Annotated in this window: 17 protein-coding genes and 2 tRNA genes; 9 read left to right on the plus strand and 10 right to left on the minus strand. The window is 60.2% G+C overall.

Annotated features, from left to right (window positions below):
* The first annotated feature begins 75 nt into the window (after positions 1-75).
* Both CPH57_RS13915 and CPH57_RS13920 read left to right on the plus strand, forming a co-directional pair.
* Entirely contained in the window at positions 76-1,767 is a 1,692-nt protein-coding gene (locus tag CPH57_RS13915) for a sensor histidine kinase (protein WP_025303750.1), read from the plus strand.
* Positions 1,764-2,498, plus strand: coding sequence for a LytTR family DNA-binding domain-containing protein (locus tag CPH57_RS13920; RefSeq protein ID WP_025303751.1), 735 nt, complete (start codon positions 1,764-1,766; stop codon positions 2,496-2,498). Before CPH57_RS13915 ends, CPH57_RS13920 begins: the two co-directional genes overlap by 4 nt.
* 4 nt (positions 2,499-2,502) lie before the next feature.
* Here the strand turns inward: CPH57_RS13920 and CPH57_RS13925 are convergent, their stop codons facing one another.
* Positions 2,503-2,844, minus strand: a complete 342-nt coding sequence (locus CPH57_RS13925) for a DUF2502 domain-containing protein (protein WP_060660407.1) — start codon at positions 2,842-2,844, stop codon at positions 2,503-2,505.
* A 396-nt stretch (positions 2,845-3,240) separates the two neighbouring features.
* Here CPH57_RS13925 and CPH57_RS13930 point away from each other — a divergent pair, with 396 nt between their 5' ends.
* Entirely contained in the window at positions 3,241-4,470 is a 1,230-nt protein-coding gene (locus CPH57_RS13930; RefSeq protein ID WP_033643939.1) for an OFA family MFS transporter, read from the plus strand.
* A gap of 70 nt (positions 4,471-4,540) precedes the next feature.
* On the opposite strand, the gene glk is transcribed toward CPH57_RS13930, so the two are convergent.
* On the minus strand, positions 4,541-5,503 hold the full coding sequence (gene glk, locus CPH57_RS13935; protein WP_025303754.1) for a glucokinase: 963 nt from the start codon (positions 5,501-5,503) through the stop codon (positions 4,541-4,543).
* A gap of 310 nt (positions 5,504-5,813) precedes the next feature.
* On the opposite strand from glk, the gene CPH57_RS13940 reads away from it, so the two are divergent.
* Entirely contained in the window at positions 5,814-7,061 is a 1,248-nt protein-coding gene (locus tag CPH57_RS13940; protein WP_096242470.1) for an ion channel protein, read from the plus strand.
* A gap of 24 nt (positions 7,062-7,085) precedes the next feature.
* On the opposite strand, the gene CPH57_RS13945 is transcribed toward CPH57_RS13940, so the two are convergent.
* Positions 7,086-7,778 carry an aspartate/glutamate racemase family protein gene (locus CPH57_RS13945; protein ID WP_019453821.1) on the minus strand — a complete coding sequence of 231 codons (693 nt, stop codon included), beginning with the start codon at positions 7,776-7,778 and terminating at the stop codon, positions 7,086-7,088.
* A gap of 67 nt (positions 7,779-7,845) precedes the next feature.
* Positions 7,846-8,298 carry a multidrug/biocide efflux PACE transporter gene (locus CPH57_RS13950; protein ID WP_016926809.1) on the minus strand — a complete coding sequence of 151 codons (453 nt, stop codon included), beginning with the start codon at positions 8,296-8,298 and terminating at the stop codon, positions 7,846-7,848.
* A gap of 96 nt (positions 8,299-8,394) precedes the next feature.
* Between CPH57_RS13950 and CPH57_RS13955 the strand changes: the two genes are divergently transcribed.
* The gene (locus tag CPH57_RS13955; RefSeq protein WP_033643941.1) at positions 8,395-9,285 is read left to right on the plus strand and encodes a LysR family transcriptional regulator; all 891 of its coding nucleotides are present in this window, start codon (positions 8,395-8,397) and stop codon (positions 9,283-9,285) included.
* Here CPH57_RS13955 and CPH57_RS13960 read toward each other — a convergent pair.
* Positions 9,261-10,922, minus strand: coding sequence for an alpha-keto acid decarboxylase family protein (locus CPH57_RS13960; protein ID WP_047575522.1), 1,662 nt, complete (start codon positions 10,920-10,922; stop codon positions 9,261-9,263). The genes CPH57_RS13955 and CPH57_RS13960 overlap by 25 nt on opposite strands.
* A 191-nt stretch (positions 10,923-11,113) precedes the next feature.
* Between CPH57_RS13960 and mgrA the strand changes: the two genes are divergently transcribed.
* Positions 11,114-12,103, plus strand: a complete 990-nt coding sequence (gene mgrA, locus CPH57_RS13965; protein WP_046687580.1) for an L-glyceraldehyde 3-phosphate reductase — start codon at positions 11,114-11,116, stop codon at positions 12,101-12,103.
* On the opposite strand, the gene CPH57_RS24390 is transcribed toward mgrA, so the two are convergent.
* Positions 12,095-12,328: a hypothetical protein gene (locus CPH57_RS24390; protein WP_150130714.1), complete on the minus strand. Its 234-nt coding sequence runs from the start codon at positions 12,326-12,328 to the stop codon at positions 12,095-12,097. The two genes, mgrA and CPH57_RS24390, sit on opposite strands and share 9 nt — an antisense overlap.
* Here CPH57_RS24390 and CPH57_RS13970 point away from each other — a divergent pair.
* Positions 12,327-12,737 carry a DUF2502 domain-containing protein gene (locus CPH57_RS13970; RefSeq protein WP_046687581.1) on the plus strand — a complete coding sequence of 137 codons (411 nt, stop codon included), beginning with the start codon at positions 12,327-12,329 and terminating at the stop codon, positions 12,735-12,737. The genes CPH57_RS24390 and CPH57_RS13970 overlap by 2 nt on opposite strands.
* Before the next feature lie 41 nt (positions 12,738-12,778).
* Here the strand turns inward: CPH57_RS13970 and CPH57_RS13975 are convergent, their stop codons facing one another.
* Positions 12,779-14,014, minus strand: coding sequence for an Nramp family divalent metal transporter (locus tag CPH57_RS13975; protein WP_047574189.1), 1,236 nt, complete (start codon positions 14,012-14,014; stop codon positions 12,779-12,781).
* A gap of 377 nt (positions 14,015-14,391) precedes the next feature.
* Between CPH57_RS13975 and CPH57_RS13980 the strand changes: the two genes are divergently transcribed.
* Positions 14,392-15,579: a NupC/NupG family nucleoside CNT transporter gene (locus CPH57_RS13980; RefSeq protein WP_004936373.1), complete on the plus strand. Its 1,188-nt coding sequence runs from the start codon at positions 14,392-14,394 to the stop codon at positions 15,577-15,579.
* Between the two features lie 118 nt (positions 15,580-15,697).
* Here CPH57_RS13980 and CPH57_RS13985 read toward each other — a convergent pair.
* Both CPH57_RS13985 and CPH57_RS13990 read right to left on the minus strand, forming a co-directional pair.
* Positions 15,698-15,773, minus strand: a tRNA-Ala gene (locus CPH57_RS13985).
* A gap of 60 nt (positions 15,774-15,833) precedes the next feature.
* Positions 15,834-15,909 (minus strand) — tRNA-Ala (locus CPH57_RS13990).
* Positions 15,910-16,217: 308 nt separating this feature from the next.
* Here CPH57_RS13990 and CPH57_RS13995 point away from each other — a divergent pair.
* Entirely contained in the window at positions 16,218-17,003 is a 786-nt protein-coding gene (locus tag CPH57_RS13995; RefSeq protein WP_047025272.1) for a formate/nitrite transporter family protein, read from the plus strand.
* 66 nt (positions 17,004-17,069) lie between these two features.
* On the opposite strand, the gene gltX is transcribed toward CPH57_RS13995, so the two are convergent.
* A complete protein-coding gene (gltX, locus tag CPH57_RS14000) occupies positions 17,070-18,485 on the minus strand; it encodes a glutamate--tRNA ligase (protein ID WP_033643946.1) in 1,416 nt (471 codons plus the stop codon).
* Between the last annotated feature and the right edge of the window lie 133 nt (positions 18,486-18,618).

Raw genomic sequence — 18,618 nt, forward strand, 5'->3', positions numbered from 1 at the left:
GGGCCCCTTTCGCTGTGGTATACTGCCGCCATCCGTAGGCCGCAGCGAGAACCCGTCGTGCACCCTTTTTTTGAAATGCTGTTGGCGGTGTTTGATCGCGCCGCGCTGATGTTGATCTGTCTGTTTTTCCTGACCCGCACCCGGCTGTTCCGCCAACTGCTGCAAAAAGAAGACCATACGCCGCTTGAGCTCGGCATCGTCACGGCAATCTTCTCGCTGTTCGCGCTGTTCAGCACCTACTCCGGCATCAACGTTGAGGGCTCGCTGGTCAACGTGCGCGTCATCGCCATCATGGCCGGCGGCATCCTGTTCGGCCCCTGGGTGGGGATCGTCACCGGCATCATCGCCGGGGTGCACCGTTATCTGATCGACATCGGCGGCATCACCTCGGTGCCCTGCCTTATCACCAGCATCATCGCCGGCATCAGCGCCGGTTACATCAACCTCAAGGTGAAAAAAGAGCAGCGCTGGCGCGCCGGCATCGTCGGCGGCATGCTGTGCGAATCCCTCACCATGCTGCTGATCGTGCTGTGGGCCAAGCCGACCGAGCTCGGGCTGGACATCGTGTCGCAGATCGCCCTGCCGATGATCCTCGGCACGGTGTGCATCGGCCTGATCGTGCTGCTGGTGCAGAGCGTCGAGGATGAGAAAGAAGTGATCGCCGCGCGCCAGGCCAAGCTGGCGCTGGATATCGCCCACAAGACGCTGCCCTATTTCCGCAACATCAACAGCGAATCGCTGGCCACCATCTGCGATATCATCCGCCAGGATATCCGCGCCGACGCGGTGGCGATCACCGATACCCATCAGGTGCTGGCTTACGTCGGCGTAGGGCGCGAAGCCTACCCGATCGGCCGCGAAGGGCTGAGCCGCGTCACTCGCGAAAGCATTCGCCACGGCAAAATCATCATCAAAAACAACCTGGAAAACCCGGCCGCGCCGCAGATCCATTCGCAGCTGGTGGTGCCGCTGTGGGAAAAAGGCGAAGTGACCGGCGCGCTGAAAATTTACTACTGCCACGCTCACCAGATCACCAACACGCTGAAGGTGATGGCGGTCGGGCTGTCGCAGATCATCTCCACCCAGATGGAGGTTTCGCGCATCGAGCACCTGCGTCAGATGGCGGATAAAGCCGAAATGCGCGCGCTGCAGAGCAAGATTAACCCGCACTTCCTGTTCAACGCGCTGAACGCCATCTCTTCCTCCATCCGCCTGAATCCGGACACCGCGCGCCAGCTGATCATCAACCTGTCGCGCTACCTGCGCTACAACCTGGAGCTGAACGACGAACTGATCGATATCCGCAAGGAACTTCATCAGATCCAGGATTACATCGCCATCGAACAGGCGCGTTTCGGCGCCAAGCTGACGGTGATTTACGACATCGACGACGACGTCTCGGTGCGCATTCCGAGTCTGCTGATCCAGCCGCTGGTGGAGAACGCCATCGTGCACGGCATCCAGCCCTGCAAGGGCAAAGGGGTAGTGGTGATCGCAGTGAAAGATCAGGGCGACCGGGTGAAAATATCGGTGAAGGATACCGGCCACGGCATCAATCAGGAAACCATCGATCGGGTGGCGCGCAACGAGATGCCGGGCCACAATATCGGCCTGCTCAACGTACACCACCGCGTGTCGCTGCTGTACGGTGAAGGGCTGCATATCCGCCGCCTGGAGCCGGGCACCGAAATCGCGTTCTACATCAGCAAAAACGGCGGCAAGCTGCATCAGGAGCCGAGCGCGCCGCCGGTCGGGGAGGCCTCATGAAAGCCATTATCGTGGAAGACGAATTCCTCGCGCAGGAAGAACTCAGCTACCTGATCAAGAAACACAGCAATATCGATATCGTCGCCACCTTCGAGGATGGCCTCGACGTCCTCAAATACCTGCAGACTCACCAGGTCGACGCCATTTTCCTCGACATCAACATCCCGTCGCTGGACGGCGTGTTGCTGGCGCAAAACATCAGCAAATTCGCGCATCGCCCGTCTATCGTGTTCATCACCGCCTATAAAGAGCACGCGGTGGAAGCGTTCGAGATCGAAGCGTTCGACTATATCCTCAAGCCCTATCACGAGGCGCGCATCGTCACCATGCTGCAAAAGCTGGAGGCGCTGCATCATCGCCCCGCCGGCGCGACGGAGCCGGCCAGCGCGCCGAGCCGCGGCAGCCACAGCATCAACCTGATCAAAGATGAGCGGATCATCGTTACCGACATCAACGACATCTATTACGCCGCCGCCGATGAAAAGGTGACGCGGGTCTATACCCGCCGGGAAGAGTTCGTGATGCCGATGAACATCACCGAGTTTTACGGCCGGCTGCCGGAAGAGCATTTCTTCCGCTGCCACCGCTCTTACTGCGTTAACCTGGCGAAGATCCGCGAGATCGTGCCCTGGTTCAACAATACCTACATTCTGCGGCTGAGCGATCTCGAGTTTGAAGTGCCGGTCAGCCGCAGCAAGGTGAAAGAGTTCCGCAAGCTGATGCGCCTGTAAGCGCTTACCAGCGCGGGCCCGGACGGTAGTAATACCCCGGCGGCGGCGGTGGCGGCATGCGGTAATGCGGCCGGTCGCGCCAGTCGCGCCAGTCGCGCCGCGGCGGCCCGTAGTAAATCACCCGGGGCGGCGGGCCGTAATAGTACCCGCGCGGGCGTTCATACCGGCGGTGATCGGCCCACCAGCGCGGATCGCGCCAGCGATAGCCGTCCCAGTAATGGCCGCGATTGTCGCGATCGCCGATATGCAACGACAGGCCAGGCACGTTCACGCCGATGGAGACGTCGGCCTGGCTCGCCAGCGGCAGCGCCAGCAGCGCAGCCAGTAACAACAGCGTTTTTTTCATTTCATGGCTCCTGCAGAGCGGACCTTGTCCGATCGCAGATAACATAGCCCCGCGCTCACCGCCGCTCTATAGGCGCAATGCCGATTTACGCCTTTCAGACGCATCCTTCACAATTCCACCACAATCGTTCACCGGCGATTAACAATAAATCGTTGATATCTTTGATGTAGATCACGTGTCACCCCCGGCATTTCACGGGCTTTCAGGCGCAAAAACGGCAACTCACGCCGCATAAAATGCATTTCATTCCTTCCGTCGTGCAACTCATTCCCGATCCGCCGCCCGCCGCAGGGGCCGGCCATATAATAAGCCCATACCGCGGGAACACTGATTCACCCCGCAAATTTCAGCCAACGGCTCACGCCCGGCAACGCACACACAGGAAGGAGACCGGCCATGAACACCAAACCGGCAAATCGCAGCTTAATCGTTCTCGGCACCATCATCTGTCAGATGGGTCTGGGCACCATCTACACCTGGAGCCTGTTCAACCAGCCGCTGGTCGACAAGTTCCACTGGGGGCTGGCGGACGTCGCCACCACCTTCTCCATCACCAGCTTCTTCCTGGCCTTCGCCACGCTGTTCGCCGGTAAGCTGCAAGAACGCTTCGGCATCCGCAACCTGACGCTGTGCTCCGGCATCCTGGTCGGCCTGGGCCTTATCGCCAGCGCCCACGTCAGCTCTCTCGACATGATCTACCTGCTGGCCGGCGTGGTGGTGGGCTTTGCGGTCGGTATCGCCTACATCTCCACCCTGTCCAACCTGATCAAATGGTTCCCGGCCAACAAAGGCCTGATTTCCGGCATCTCCGTCGGCGCCTTCGGCAGCGGCAGCCTGCTGTTCAAATACGTCAATGCCGCCCTGATCGCCGACGTCGGCGTTTCCGGCGCCTTCTTCTACTGGGGTGCCATCGTGATGGGCCTGATCGTCGTCGGCTCCCTGCTGCTGAAAGAGCCGGTGCTGGCGACCAACGCCGCACAGCCAGGCGCCAACGGTCTGGGCAACGACTTCAGCGTGCGCCAGATGCTGGCCACCAAAGAAGCCTACCTGCTGTTCACCATCTTCTTTGCCGCCTGCATGAGCGGTCTGTATCTGATTGGCATAGTGAAAGACATGGGCGTTCAACTGGCCGGGATGGACTTGGCCACCGCCGCCAACACCGTGTCCGCCGTCGCCATCTTCAACACCGCCGGCCGCATCATCCTGGGGACGCTGTCCGATAAAGTGGGCCGTATGCGCGTCATCAGCTTCACCATGCTGGTTACCGTACTGGCGATTGTCGCCCTGAGCTTCATGACCCTGAACCACACGCTGTTCTTCATCTGCGTCGGCGCAGTGGCCTTCTGCTTCGGCGGCAACATCACCGTGTTCCCGGCGATTGTCGGCGACTTCTTCGGTCTGAAAAACCACAGCAAGAACTACGGCATCATCTACCAGGGCTTCGGCCTGGGCGCGCTGGCCGGTTCGTTCGTCGCCAAATACTTCGGCGGCTTCCACGCCACCTTCATGGTGATTGGCGTCCTGTCCGCCGCCTCCTTACTGATTACGCTGTTCATCAAAGCGCCGAAAGCCGTGGAAGTGGAAAGCGAAGAAACGGCACAGGCGGCAGAGCTGGCCAAAGCCTGATACCCCGCGAAAACGACAAGGGGCGCAACCTGCGGGTTGCGCCCCTTTTTTTATCGTGCCGCCGCGTTGCTTACAGCTGCATGCCCAGCGTCTGGCGCAGATGCGCGCCGGCTCCCAGCAGGCCCGGTTGGCCATGGGTTATCATGAACACCGGAATGTCTCGCACATAGTCACGGAAACGCCCTTTATCTTCGAAAGCGGCGCGGAAGCCCGAGGCCTTGAAGAATTCCATAAAGCGCGGCACGATGCCGCCGGCGATGTACACGCCGCCAAAGGTGCCCAGATTCAGCGCCAGGTTGCCGCCGAAGCGCCCCATGATCACGCAAAACAGCGACAGCGCGCGGCGGCAATCGATGCAGCTGTCAGCCAGCGCCCGCTCGGTAATGTCCTTCGGCTCCAGTTTCTCCGGCAGGCGGTTGTCCGCCTTGACGATGGCGCGATACAGGTTGACCAGGCCCGGCCCGGACAGCACGCGCTCGGCGGAAACGTGCCCCACTTCACCGCGCAGCACCTCCAGAATAATGTCTTCTTCTTCGCTGTTCGGTGCGAAATCGACATGGCCGCCCTCGCCCGGCAGGCTGACCCAGCGGCGATCGACCTGCACCAGGTGGGCAACACCCAACCCGGTGCCGGCGCCGTACACCGCGATCGGTTTGCCCGGCTGCGCATCGCCGCCGCCAAACTGCAGCACGTCGTCCGGCGAGAGCATCGGGATCGCCATCGAGACGGCGGTGAAATCGTTGATCACTTCCAGATGACTCAACCCCAGGTTGGCCTTCATTTCTTTGATAGAGAACGCCCAGCTGTGGTTGGTCATCGCAACCCAGTCTTCCGTCACCGGGCAGGCGATCGCGATACAGGCGTCCTGCACCTCGATATCGCACGCTTTCAGATAGTGGCGGATCACCGCCTCCAGGCTGTCGAACTCCAGGCCGGAATAGGTTTTCGCCTGGGTAATCTCACCCGTCGCAACAGTGCACAACGCCAGGCGGGCATTGGTGCCGCCAACATCACCTACGAGGGCATAGGTCATTGATTTCGTCTCCGCAAAATGAAAAATAAAAAGCTGCCCACACTGTAAAATCCTGCTGCGAAAACAACAATCACCCGCCTCGTATCTGCACCCCAATAGCGATCCGGATCACAAAAAACGTTTCAGCTGGCCCGCGACGCCGCGCTTTGAAACAAATTGCGGCAAAAAACGCCCCTCGGCGACTGTTAACCGTCATCGACGCCGGGCAATATCAATGCGTGCCTGCGCGCCGATAGTCTGGCAAGCTGTGGCCACTGTCCAACCACCCGCTCTCCCTGCCCTGCATGGAGGCATCGACAAGGGATTATCCATGCTGCATCCGCGCGCCAATGCCATGTTGGCCTTTGCTTTGCCTGCGCTGATTATCGGTTCCGCCTCCAGTCTGGTGCTGTTGTTGGTGATGAAAATCGCCGCCGCACTGCAGCAGTTACTGTGGGTAACGCTGCCCGATGCGCTGAGCCTGGACGCCCAGTCGCCCTGGTGGCCGGTCGCAATGTTGACGCTGACCGGTGTGGCGGTCGGCCTGATCGTGCGCTATATGCCGGGCCATGCCGGGCCGGATCCGGCGACGGAATCGCTGATCGGCATGCCCCTGCCGCTCTCCGCCCTGCCGGGGCTGGGGTTGGCGCTGATCGTCGGCCTGGCCGGCGGCGTCAGCCTGGGGCCGGAAAACCCGATCACCGCCATCAATATCGCGCTGGTAGCGGCGGCTGGGGCTCGCCTGCTGCCGAAAGTGCCGCGCATGGACTGGATTATCCTGGCGGCCGCGGGCACCATCGGCGCAATGTTCGGCACACCGGTCGCCGCCGCGCTGATCTTCTCGCAAACCCTGGCAGGCAATAACGAAACGCCGTTGTGGGATCGGCTGTTCGCCCCGCTGGTGGCCGCCGCTGCCGGCGCGGTCACCACCCAGCTGTTCTTCGTGCCCAACTTCGCCCTGCAGCTCGACGCCTATGACGTGACGCGGCTGCCGGACATCTTCAGCGGCGCCATTGTGGCGCTGATCGCCATCGCGCTCGGCATGGTGGCGCTGTGGTGCTTCCCGCACGTTCACCGCCTGTTCCATTCGATGAAGAATCCGGTGTTGATGCTAGGACTGGGGGGCTTTGTGCTGGGCCTGCTGGCGCTGGTGGGCGGTGAGATTACCCTGTTCAAAGGGCTGGATGAAATGAAGCGCCTCGCGGCAGACGGCAACTATTCGGTGCCGGCGCTGTTGGCCGTTACCCTGACCAAGCTGGCGGCGCTGGTGATCGCCGCCGCCTGCGGCTTTCGCGGCGGGCGCATCTTCCCGGCGGTGTTCGTCGGCGTGGCGCTGGGGCTGATGCTGCATCAGCACGTTCCGGCGGTGCCGGCGGCGATCACCGTCTCCTGCGCCATCATGGGGCTGGTGCTGGTGGTCACGCGCGACGGCTGGCTCAGTCTGTTTATGGCGGTGGCGGTGGTGCCGGATCTGCACCTGCTGCCGATCTTGTGCATCGTGATGCTGCCCGCCTGGCTGGCGCTGGCGGGCAAACCCTTGATGCTGGTGAACCGCCGGCAACCGCCGCACGACGATTAGGCCAGCGCGAACGCCGCACGACGATTAGGCCAGCGCGAACGCCGCGGCGGCGCGAGCGTGGATCGCGGTGGTGTCGAACACCGGCACCGAGGCATCCCGCTCGCTCACCAGCAACCCTATCTCGGTGCAGCCGAAAATAATCCCCTGCGCGCCCTGTTGTTCCAGATCGCTGATGATCCGGCGATACTCGTCGCGCGAGGCGTCGCGAATTTTGCCGAGGCAGAGTTCGTCATAGATGATGCGGTGCACGATGTCACGATCGGCGCTGACCGGCGTCACCACATCGATGCCGTGCAATTCCTGCAGGCGGCCTCGGTAGAAGGTCTGCTCCATGGTAAAACGCGTGCCCAGCAGCCCGACGCGGCGAATGTTTTTCTCCCGCACCTGCAGCGCCGTGGCATCGGCGATGTGAATCAGCGGCAGGCCGCTGGCCTGCTCGACCGCCTCCGCCACCTTGTGCATGGTGTTGGTGCAGATCACGATAGCTTCGGCGCCGGCGGCGCGCAAAGCCACCGCGGCGGCGGCCAGCAGCCGACCGGCGCCATCCCAATCGCCCTGGTGCTGCAAGCGTTCAACCTCCTGAAAATCGACGCTGTAGAGCACGATTTTGGCCGAATGCAGCCCGCCGAGGCGCGCCTTTACCTGCTCGTTGATAGTGCGGTAATACGGAATGGTGGATTCCCAACTCATGCCGCCCAGCAGACCCAACACTTTCATCCTTCACTCCTCAGCATTTTCCGACGATCCTCTGACCTTACCTGAGAATCGCCGGGCTGACGACGCCTTATTTGGCGCCGGAATTGATCGGCTGGCGCGCTTCGAACCAGCGTTGGCGCAGCGTGTCGTACAGCCAGTTGTAGGCCATGGTGTACGGCAGGAAGAACAGGAAGAAACCGATTTCCAGCATAAACGCCTGCGCCCAGGAAATGCTCAGCATCCAGGCGGCGATCGGCACGCCGATCAGAATAAAACCGGCTTCAAAGCCGACGGCGTGCAGCGCACGCACCTTCAGGTTACGCACCACCCGGCTGACCGGCCACAGGCGGTCGAACACCGTGTTGTAAACCATGTTCCACAGCATCGCGACGGTGGACAGCATCACCGCCAACGCACCGACCTGCACCATTGAGCGGTTCAGCAGCCACGCGCCCAGCGGGGCGCAAACCATCACGGCGATGGCCTCGAAACCGACGGCGTGGACGATACGTTCAATGAGAGACTTGTTTTGCAGTTGCATACATCACCTTTTTTTCAACAGTTGTTGCGAAAGCCAGGTGATTATCATCGCTTTTTTGGGTAGATTAAAAATAGGTTCCATCGATAAAGTAGATATATGCACTATTCACCGGAAGCGTTACAGGCGTTCGTTGAAGCCGCCTCCCTCGGCTCATTTTCCGCCGCCGCGCGCAAGCTGCGCAAAAGCCAATCTACCGTCAGCACCGCCATCGCCAATCTGGAAGCCGACCTGGCATTGACGCTGTTCGATCGCAGCGCGCGCCAACCGGTGCTCACCGCCGCTGGCCGCAAGGTACTGGGGCACGTGCAGGAGATCCTCGCCGCCAGCGAGCGACTCGACGCGCTGAGCATTCAGCTGGCGGGCAATGTCGAACCGCGCCTGAGCATGGTATTTTCCGATACCTACCAACCGAAGCATCACGACAGCCTGATGCAGCGGTTTGAACAACGTTACCCGGAGATTGAGCTGGAATGGATGATCGCCGAGGAAGGCGACGTTATCGATCTACTGCAAAGCGGCCGCGCGCATTTGGGCATGGTGGAAGTGCAAAAAACCTATCCGCCGGATATCGCCTTCTCCCGCCTGCCTGAGCAGACCGAAATGGGGTTGTTCGTCGCGCATGGGCATCCGCTGGCGCAGGTCGCCGCGCCGACCCCGGAGCAATTATCCAGCACCCGTCAGCTGATCCTGAACACTTACACCGGCGCCGAAGCGGCCAGACAAGGCGGGCTGGTCTGGTCGGCGCCCAGCTATCTGCTGTTGCTGGAGATGGCGGAACAGGGATTCGGTTGGGCGGTGCTGCCGCACTGGCTGGTGCAACAATACGGCCACGGCAGGCTCACCCAGCTGCGCCCGCGCGGCTGGCCCAAACTGATTTCGGTGGATGCGGTATGGTCCAAACTGACCCCGCCGGGCCCGGCGGGGTACTGGATGCTGGAGCGATTGCTGGAAGACGACGCGGCTCAGGCGGCGGCGTTGCGCGACTGAATGACGCGCGAGATCGTATCGAGCAGTTCGGGAATATCCATCTTCGGCAGCATCACTTCGATGAAAGCCAGCCGGTCGCCCTGCGCCGCCTCACTCAGCGCCTGGCGCAGCGCCTCCGGCTGACTGACCCGCAACGCCGTCACCGGCCGCCCACCGGCCAATGCCGTTGGCAGCTGCGTCCAGTTCCACCGGGCGATGTCGTTGTAACTCTGCTCCGGCCCGTGGATAGCGCGTTCAATCGTGTAGCCCTGATTATTCAGCACGAAGATCACCGGTTTAAGCCCGTCGCGCAGCATCGATCCCAGCTCCTGCACGGTCAATTGCGCGGCGCCGTCGCCGATCAACAGCACCACCCGGCGCTGCGGTTCGGCAGTTTGCACCCCGAAGGTCGCCGGTAAGGTATAGCCGATCGAGCCCCAGAGCGACTGCACGATCATCCGGCTGCCGCGCGGCAGCGTCAAGGTCGCGGCGCCGAAACAGGCCGTGCCCTGCTCAGCCAGCACGATATCCCCCGGCCGCAGGAAATCCTGTATCTGCCGCCAGAAGGCGTGCTGATCCAACCCTTCCCCATCGCCTTCCGGCAGCGCCGGACGGCCGATCGTCGGCAACGGCCAGCGAGACGCCAGCGACAGAGTCAGGCGGTGCAGCGCCTGCACGGCGGCGCACATCGGGATGCGGCTGAACCGTTGACGACCGACCCAGGCTTCGAACGGTTGGATATCGATGCATTTTTCCGCCGGCAGATGATGCGTGAATCCTCCGGTAATGGTGTCGGTGAGACGCACGCCAACGGTGATCACGACATCGGCATTTTCAATCAGCGCTTTGGTCGCCGCAGCGCTGGCGCCGCCGCTGTAGGTGCCGACAAAACCGTCGCGGTTCTCATCCAGCACGCCCTTGCCGAGCAGCAGCGTGGCGTGCGGGATAGCCACCTCCTGCATCCAGTTATCCAGCGCTGTTTCAACGCCAAAGCGGTCCGCCAGAAAGTCCGCCAGCAATGACACTTGCCGTGCCGATTGCAGCTTTTCACGCGCTGCGGCGATAAACGCCTGCAATGCGCTCCGCGACAGCCTGGCCTGGCGCAGCATCAGCGGCGCCGGTTTGGCCGGCAGCGGCGCTTCCGCTACGTCGCTGGGCAGCATCAGATAAACCGGACGATGCTCCAGCAAGGCGGCGTCGATCAGGCGGTCGATCTCCCTGGCGGCGTTGTCGGCGGTCAGATTGGCCTGTGCGACGCTGACTTCTTTGGCTATCCGCGCAAAGTGAGTGAAGTCGCCATCGCCCAGCGAATGGTGCAGCAAATCGCCGGCGCGCTGGGCACGCTGCGCCGGTGTGCCCACCACGTGGATCACCGGCAGGTATTCGGCATAACTGCCGGCCACGCCGTTCAGCGCGCTCAGCTCCCCGACGCCGAAGGTGGTGAGCAGCGCCGCGGCCGGTTTGCAACGCGCATAGCCGTCGGCGGCGTAGGCGGCGTTCAGTTCGTTGGCGCAGCCTACCCAGGTGATTTGCGGATGAGCGATGACGTGATCGAGGAATTGCAGGTTGTAATCCCCCGGCACGCCGAAGACGTGGCGGATGCCAATCTGGGCCAGACGATCGAGCAGATAATCGGCCACCGTGTAGATCTGAGTCATGATCATCACCTGTCTGCAGCTGAAGCGATTATCTTTAAGTATCGAAGATGCCGGTTAATTTTCGAACAGCGCTTTCCGTGTCGAGCGGCAACCTGGCGTTACATGCCGGCCTTGTGATCGCCCCCTCGACGGCACGTTGTGAAAACGCATACACTCAAAACACGCCACTTCTTCGCCGACAAAGGATCACAATGTCCTACTCAGCCTCCCCCTCGCGTTATCAAGATATGGAATACCGGCGCTGCGGCCGCAGCGGATTGAAGCTGCCCGCCGTCTCGCTCGGGCTATGGCACAACTTTGGCGACGCCACGCTGTACGACAACGCCCGCGCCCTGATCCGCTGCGCCTTCGATCGCGGCATAACCCACTTCGATCTGGCCAACAACTACGGCCCGCCGCCCGGCGCCGCCGAGGAAAACTTTGGCCGCATTCTCAACGCCGATCTGCGGGCCTGGCGCGACGAGCTGATCGTCTCATCCAAAGCCGGTTACACCATGTGGCCCGGCCCCTACGGCGATTGGGGCTCGAAAAAGTACCTGGTCGCCAGCCTCGATCAGAGCCTCAGGCGCATGGGATTGGAGTATGTGGATATCTTTTATCACCATCGGCCGGACCCGGACACGCCGCTGGAAGAAACCATGGCGGCGCTGGATCTGTTGGTGCGCCAGGGCAAAGCGCTGTATGTCGGTTTGTCCAACTACCCGGCCGAGCGCGCGCGCCAGGCGTTCGACATCCTGCAGCGGCTCGGTACGCCGTGCGTGATCCACCAGCCCAAGTATTCGATGTTGGAACGCGGGCCGGAGGCGGAATTGCTGGATACACTGGCGAATCATGGCGTCGGCGCGATCGCCTTCTCCCCGCTGGCGGGCGGCCTGCTGACCGATCGTTATCTGCACGGCGTCCCGCAAGATTCCCGCGCCGCCAGCGGCAGCCGTTTCCTGCAGCCGGAACAGCTGACCGCCGACCGACTGGACAAGGTGCGCCGCCTCGATGCGCTGGCGCGGCAACGCGGGCAGAAGCTGTCGCAGATGGCGCTGGCCTGGGTGCTGCGCGGTGATCGCGTTACCTCGGTGCTGATCGGCGCCAGCAAGAGTGCGCAGATAGAAGACGCGGTGGGCATGCTGGCCAATCGTCACTTCAGTGAAGAAGAACTCGCGCAGATCGAGAAAATCTTATTGTAATCGCTTACAAATTCCGCCGCTCAATTGAGCGGCGATGCCCCAGAAAAATCTCAAATCTCGGCCTCCGGCGCCCTTTTCAGAGTGGCTCTCAGATTCAACCCTATGCGCCGGCGCTATGATGCCGATATTGCAGCAAAAATAACGATAAGGCCGCTTTTTAAACTGATGAACGCGCTTCATAAAGTGATCAACGGCCAGGCCGCGCAAGCGGAAAGGAGAAGTCATGTTTAAACCTCTGCTCTTGGCCGCCATCTTGGCGGCGACGGTGCTGCCCGCCGCACAGCAGGCTCACGCCGAAGGGCTCAGCATCGATCTGATGCCGGGCGTTTCATTGCGCATCGGCGATCAGGACAATCGCGGCCGCTACTGGGACGGTTACGACTGGCGCGATCGCGACTGGTGGCAAGGCCATCAGGGCCGCTATCTCGGCGACCGCAGCCCGCGTGGTTATTACTGGGACGGCTATCGCTGGCGCGACCGCGACTATTGGCGCAAATACTACTACTCGCGCGATGGCCGTTATTACAAATGCGACCGCCGTTGCGACAAGCATTACTGGAAGAAAGAGAAAAAGCACCACCACGATCATGATCGCGATCGCTGGCGCCGCCACGGCGATGACGACCGCGATTAACGACAACGGGCCTGCGCAACGCCGGCCCGCACTGTTTTCGCCTACAGCACACTGCCGATCAGCAAGTAGCCATTCAACCCCACCACCACCAACACGATCAGCTTGCCCAGGTTTTGCACCACGGGGCCGTTAACCATCTCCCCCATCAGCGCCCGATTGCCGGTGAAAGCCAGCAGCGGCACCAACGCCAGCGCAATGCCGAAGCTGAGCAGCACCTGGCTCAGCACCAGAATGCGCGTGGCGTCCATTCCCAGCATGATGACGATAAACGACGGCAGCATGGTCACCGCTCGGCGCAGCCACAGCGGGATATGGAAATGCACGAACCCTTGCATCACCACCTGCCCCGCCAGCGTGCCCACCACGGTGGAAGAAAGACCGGCGGCCACCAGGCTCAGGCCAAACACGGTGGCGGCGGCTTGCCCGAGCAGCGGTTGCAGCGTCAGATAGGCCACGTCAAGATCGGCGATGCCGCTGTTGCCGCTGAAATGAAACGCGGCGGCGGCAGTGGCCATCATCGCCAGGTTAACGAAACCGGCGATGGTCATGGCGACGGCGACGTCGACTTTGGTGGCGGCATAGCGCTCCGCCTTATCGTGCTCACCGCCAACTTGGGTGAGCGACGAATGCAGATAGATCACGTGCGGCATGATGGTGGCACCCAATACCCCGGCGGCCAGGAATACCGCGTCGCCGTTGGGCAAATCGGGCAACGCCATGCCCTTCAGCAACGGCGCGAGCTGCGGCTGGGAGAATGCCAACTCGACGATATAAGCGGCGGCGACGAACAGCAGCAGGCCACCAATAACCAGCTCCAGTGGCTTTTGCCCGCGTTTTTGCAGCATCAAAATTAAAAAGGTGGCGATGCCGGTCAGCACCGCGCCCTGCAACAGGGACACGCCGAGCAGCAGCTTGAAGCCGATCGCCGCGCCGATAAATTCGGCCAGATCGGTCGCCATGGCGATGATCTCCGCCTGCACCCAATAGGCCCATACCGCCGGCCGCGGGAAACGATCGCGAATATGCTCGGCCAGGTTTTTCCCGGTGGCGATGCCCAGCTTGGCAGACAGCAGTTGGATCAGCATCGCCATCACGTTGGCCCAGACCACGACCCACAGCAAACTGTAGCCGAACGAGGCGCCGGCCTGGATGTTGGTAGCGAAGTTGCCGGGGTCGATATAGCCGATAGCGGCGATGAAGGCGGGCCCCATCAGCGAGAGTTTGATTTTTCTGGCGGAGCGACCGGAGGTGGTTTCAACCACGCGACTGTTCAGCATATGTTGAACCCTTACTGAAATTACGTTTATCTCCACTCTATATAAATGATAATAATTATCAAGCGCATTTAGAGCGGTAAAACTTATCTCTGTAATAGCCAACATTAATGGTTTTATCGAAGGGTTCAGCGCGGAGCTTGCCGATTTCCATGCTTTTCTGATGGGATTTTGGCTGCAATACCCCTGAAAGACAGGTTAGCACAAGAATACGAATTTCCTATTTCTGCTTTAACATCTTGATTTTTTATGCTTTTGCGCAACACTTTAGGAGAATTCCCGCTATGATTTTCCATATTTGCAATAGAAGTCTCGTTTTTAAACGTAGCGTTACATAAAATGACAGCCGAAATTCAGCCTGCCTCAAATTTGGAGCAAACATGTCCCATATTGCGCACTTTGCGTTGGCGATAGTGGTGGTGGCGATCCTGGCCCTGTTGGTGTGCCGCGATCGCAAAAGCATCCGCATTCGCTATGTTATTCAATTATTGGTTATCGAAGTACTGCTGGCCTACTTTTTCCTGCATTCGGAAGCGGGTTTGGGCTTCGTAAAAGGATTCGCCGCGCTGTTTGACAAACTGCTCGGGTTTGCGGGACAAGGGACTGATTTCGTGTTCGGCGGCATGGGCGACAAAGGCCTGGCGTTCTTCTTCCTGAAGGTGCTGTGCCCGATCGTCTTCATTTCGGCGCTGATCGGTATTCTGCAGTACATCAAAGTGCTGCCTTTCATCATCCGCATTATCGGTACCGTGCTGTCGAAAGTGAACGGCATGGGCAAGCTGGAGTCGTTCAACGCCGTCAGCTCGCTGATCCTGGGCCAATCCGAAAACTTCATCGCCTACAAGGATATCCTGGGCAAGATGTCGGAAAAGCGCATGTACACCATGGCGGCGACCGCGATGTCTACGGTGTCTATGTCCATCGTCGGCGCCTACATGACCATGCTGGATGCCAAGTTCGTGGTGGCGGCGCTGGTACTGAACATGTTCAGCACCTTTATCGTGCTGTCGTTGGTCAACCCGTACGACACCAATAAAGAAGAAGAGCTGCACCTCGGCAACCTGCACGAAGGCCAGAGCTTCTTTGAAATGCTGGGCGAATACATCCTGGCCGGCTTCAAAGTAGCGATTATCGTCGCCGCGATGCTGATTGGTTTCATCGCCCTGATCGCCGCGCTTAACGGCGTGTTCAGCGCCATCTTCGGCCTGAGCTTCCAGGAAATCCTCGGCTACTTCTTCTATCCGTTCGCCTGGATCATGGGTATTCCTAAGCACGAAGCCCTGCAGGTCGGCAGCATCATGGCCACCAAGCTGGTTTCCAACGAATTCGTGGCAATGATGGAACTGCAGAAAGTCTCTGCCGAACTGTCGCCGCGCAGCCTGGGGATCCTGTCGGTGTTCCTGGTGTCCTTCGCCAACTTCTCTTCCATCGGCATCGTGGCCGGTGCGATCAAGGGCCTGAACGAACACCAGGGCAACGTAGTGTCCCGCTTCGGTCTGAAGCTGGTCTACGGCTCTACGCTGGTCAGCATCCTGTCCGCTTCTATCGCGGGTCTGGTGCTGGGCTAAGCCTGAAATTTACAGCAATGATAAGGCGCCTGCGGGCGCCTTTTTTATTGGCTGGCCTTCGGCGAAGGTGAAATAACGCAAAGCAAAAAGCCGACCCTAAGGTCGGCTTTTCAAATGGTGGTGGAGCTAGACGGGATCGAACCGTCGACCTCTTGCATGCCATGCAAGCGCTCTCCCAGCTGAGCTATAGCCCCACAAAAGTGGTACGCGTTGACCGGCGTTACGGTATTCCCCAACCTCTCTGAGAAGAAGGTTGGTGGAGCTAGACGGGATCGAACCGTCGACCTCTTGCATGCCATGCAAGCGCTCTCCCAGCTGAGCTATAGCCCCGTTCCACAATCACTTTGTGCTGTGAACGGGGCGCATAATATGAAACCCGCTCAAAGCTGTCAACGGCTAAATTGAATTACTGAATCAAGCGTTGAAAAAGCCGCCAAATCAGCATCTTTGGCGCCAAAAAATCATCACTTTGCGCAGAGTTCATCCATTTTGCGCGCTACTTCTCAAAATGGCAAAAGACCCTGCATATCACGTTGATTTTTAATTAATGGAATGTTAGCGAAATGCGCTTGAGTCGGGCTCCCGAGCGGCATAGACTGCCCGCGCCATAAACTTTATTACTATAAACCGAGTCCGTCATGTCTTTGCATTCACCAAAAGAAATCGCCGCCCTCGCCGTTCAGGCCGGGGTAAACAAAAGCCGCGCCCCGCTCGCTAATCTGCTGATTCTGGGCTTTCTCGCCGGCGCCTTTATCGCCACCGGCTTCCTGCTGGATATTCACGTCATCGGCACCCTGCCGGCCGAATGGGGCTCTTTCGGCGCGCTGTTGGGGGCCGCGGTCTTCCCTATCGGTTTGATCCTGACCCTTCTGGCCGGCGGCGAACTGCTGACCGGCAACATGATGACCTTGCCAATGGCCTGGTTCGCCCGTGAAATTCCCGCCATCGCCGTGCTGCGCAACTGGTTTTGGGTCACCCTGGCCAACTTCGCCGGCAGCGTGGCCGTCGCCTACTTCTTCGGCCACCTGCTGGGCCTGACCGAAGGCGCGTTTTTACATAAGACGCTGGCGATCGCGCAGGCCAAAGTGGATGCGGACTTCCTGCACGCCTTCATTTCCGGCGTCGGCTGCAACTGGCTGGTATGCCTGGCGGTGTGGTTAGCCTTCGCCAGCAAAGATGTGCCGGGCAAAGTGATCGGCATGTGGTTCCCGGTCATGGCTTTTGTCGCCATCGGCTTCCAGCACGTGGTGGCGAATATGTTCATCATCCCGGCGGCCATCTTTGCCGGCGGCATGGGCTGGGAGCAGTATCTGCCTAATTTCGTCGCGGTATTTCTCGGCAATGCGCTGGGCGGCGCCGGCTTTGTCGGGTTGATGTATTTCCTCGCCTACCGTCCGGGTTTGCCGGCTAGCGAACAAGCCTGACAAAGCGCAATAAAAAAGCCCCGGGATCGCTCCACGGGGCTTTTTCTTTAAGGCGTATCAGCCTAATCAGGCTTGGGCTTCACGCTCGGCGATGTAAGCCAGCGCCATATCGATACGCTGCAGCGAACGCTTCTGGCCGATCGCATGCACGGTCACGTCCATGCCCGGCGACTGGCCGGCGCCGGTCACCGCGACACGCAGCGGCATGCCGACTTTACCCATGCCGACGCCCAGCTCATCCGCCGTGCCCTGAATGGCGTCGTGCACGTTTTCCGGCGTCCAGACGGTGATGGCGGCCAGCTTGGCGCGCACCGCTTCCAGCGGCTGACGCGCGACCGGACGCAGGTGCTTCTTGGCGGCGTCGGCGTCGAATTCGCTGAAGTCTTCGTAGAAGTACCGGCAAGACTCCGCCATCTCTTTCAGCGTCTTGCAGCGCTCGCCCAGCAGCTTGACGATGTCCTTCAGTTCCGGCCCGTTGCGGGTTTCAATGCCCAGTTGCTCAACGTGCCATGCCAGATGCACCGCCACTTCTTCCGCCGGCATATGGTTGATGTAGTGGTGGTTCAGCCACTGCAGCTTCTCGGTGTTGAACGCGCTGGCGGATTTGTTGATCGCTTCCAGCGTGAAGAACTCTTTCATCTCGTCGATGGAGAAGATCTCCTGATCGCCGTGGGACCAGCCCAGACGCACCAGGTAGTTCAGCAGCGCCTGCGGCAGATAGCCGTCGTCGCGGTACTGCATCACGCCCACGGCGCCGTGACGTTTGGACAGCTTTTTACCGTCGTCGCCGAGGATCATCGACACGTGCGCGTATTCCGGCACCGGCGCGCCCAGCGCTTTCAGAATGTTGATCTGGCGCGGGGTGTTGTTGATGTGGTCTTCGCCGCGGATCACGTGGGTGATTTCCATGTCCCAGTCATCGACGACGACGCAGAAGTTATAGGTTGGCGAACCGTCGGTGCGGCGGATGATCAGATCGTCCAGCTCCTGGTTGCTGAATTCGATCGGGCCGCGAATTTTATCGTCGAAGATCACCGACCCTTCCTGCGGGTTGCGGAAGCGCACCACGTGCGGCTCGTCGTCGGTGTGGCTGCACTGGCTGTCGCGGCAGTGGCCGTCGTAACGCGGCTTCTCGCCGTTTTCCATCTGCTTCTCGCGCAGCGCTTCCAGGCGTTCCTTGGAGCAATAGCATTTATAAGCGGTGCCCTGCTCCAGCATTTCGTCGATGACCGCGTTGTAGCGATCGAAACGCTTGGTCTGGAAGTACGGGCCTTCATCCCAATCCAGGTTCAACCAGTTCATGCCATCCATAATTGCGTCGATCGCGTCCTGGGTAGAGCGTTCCAGATCGGTATCTTCGATACGCAGAACGAACTCACCGCCCGCATGGCGGCTGAACAACCAGGAATAAAGTGCGGTACGCGCGCCGCCGACGTGAAGATAGCCGGTCGGGCTCGGTGCAAAACGGGTTTTGATTTTCATTGGGTTCACTGCCTTATTACGCAACGCGTGTCGGCGATGGCCGACGATTGCTCGGAATTGAAAAAAGAGTGGACGACATTGTATCACCACACGCTAATTCCTCAACGCCGACACGATATTGCGCTGGTCGATT

The sequence above is a fragment of the Serratia sp. JKS000199 genome (assembly GCF_900215455.1).
Taxonomy (GTDB): domain Bacteria; phylum Pseudomonadota; class Gammaproteobacteria; order Enterobacterales; family Enterobacteriaceae; genus Serratia; species Serratia ureilytica.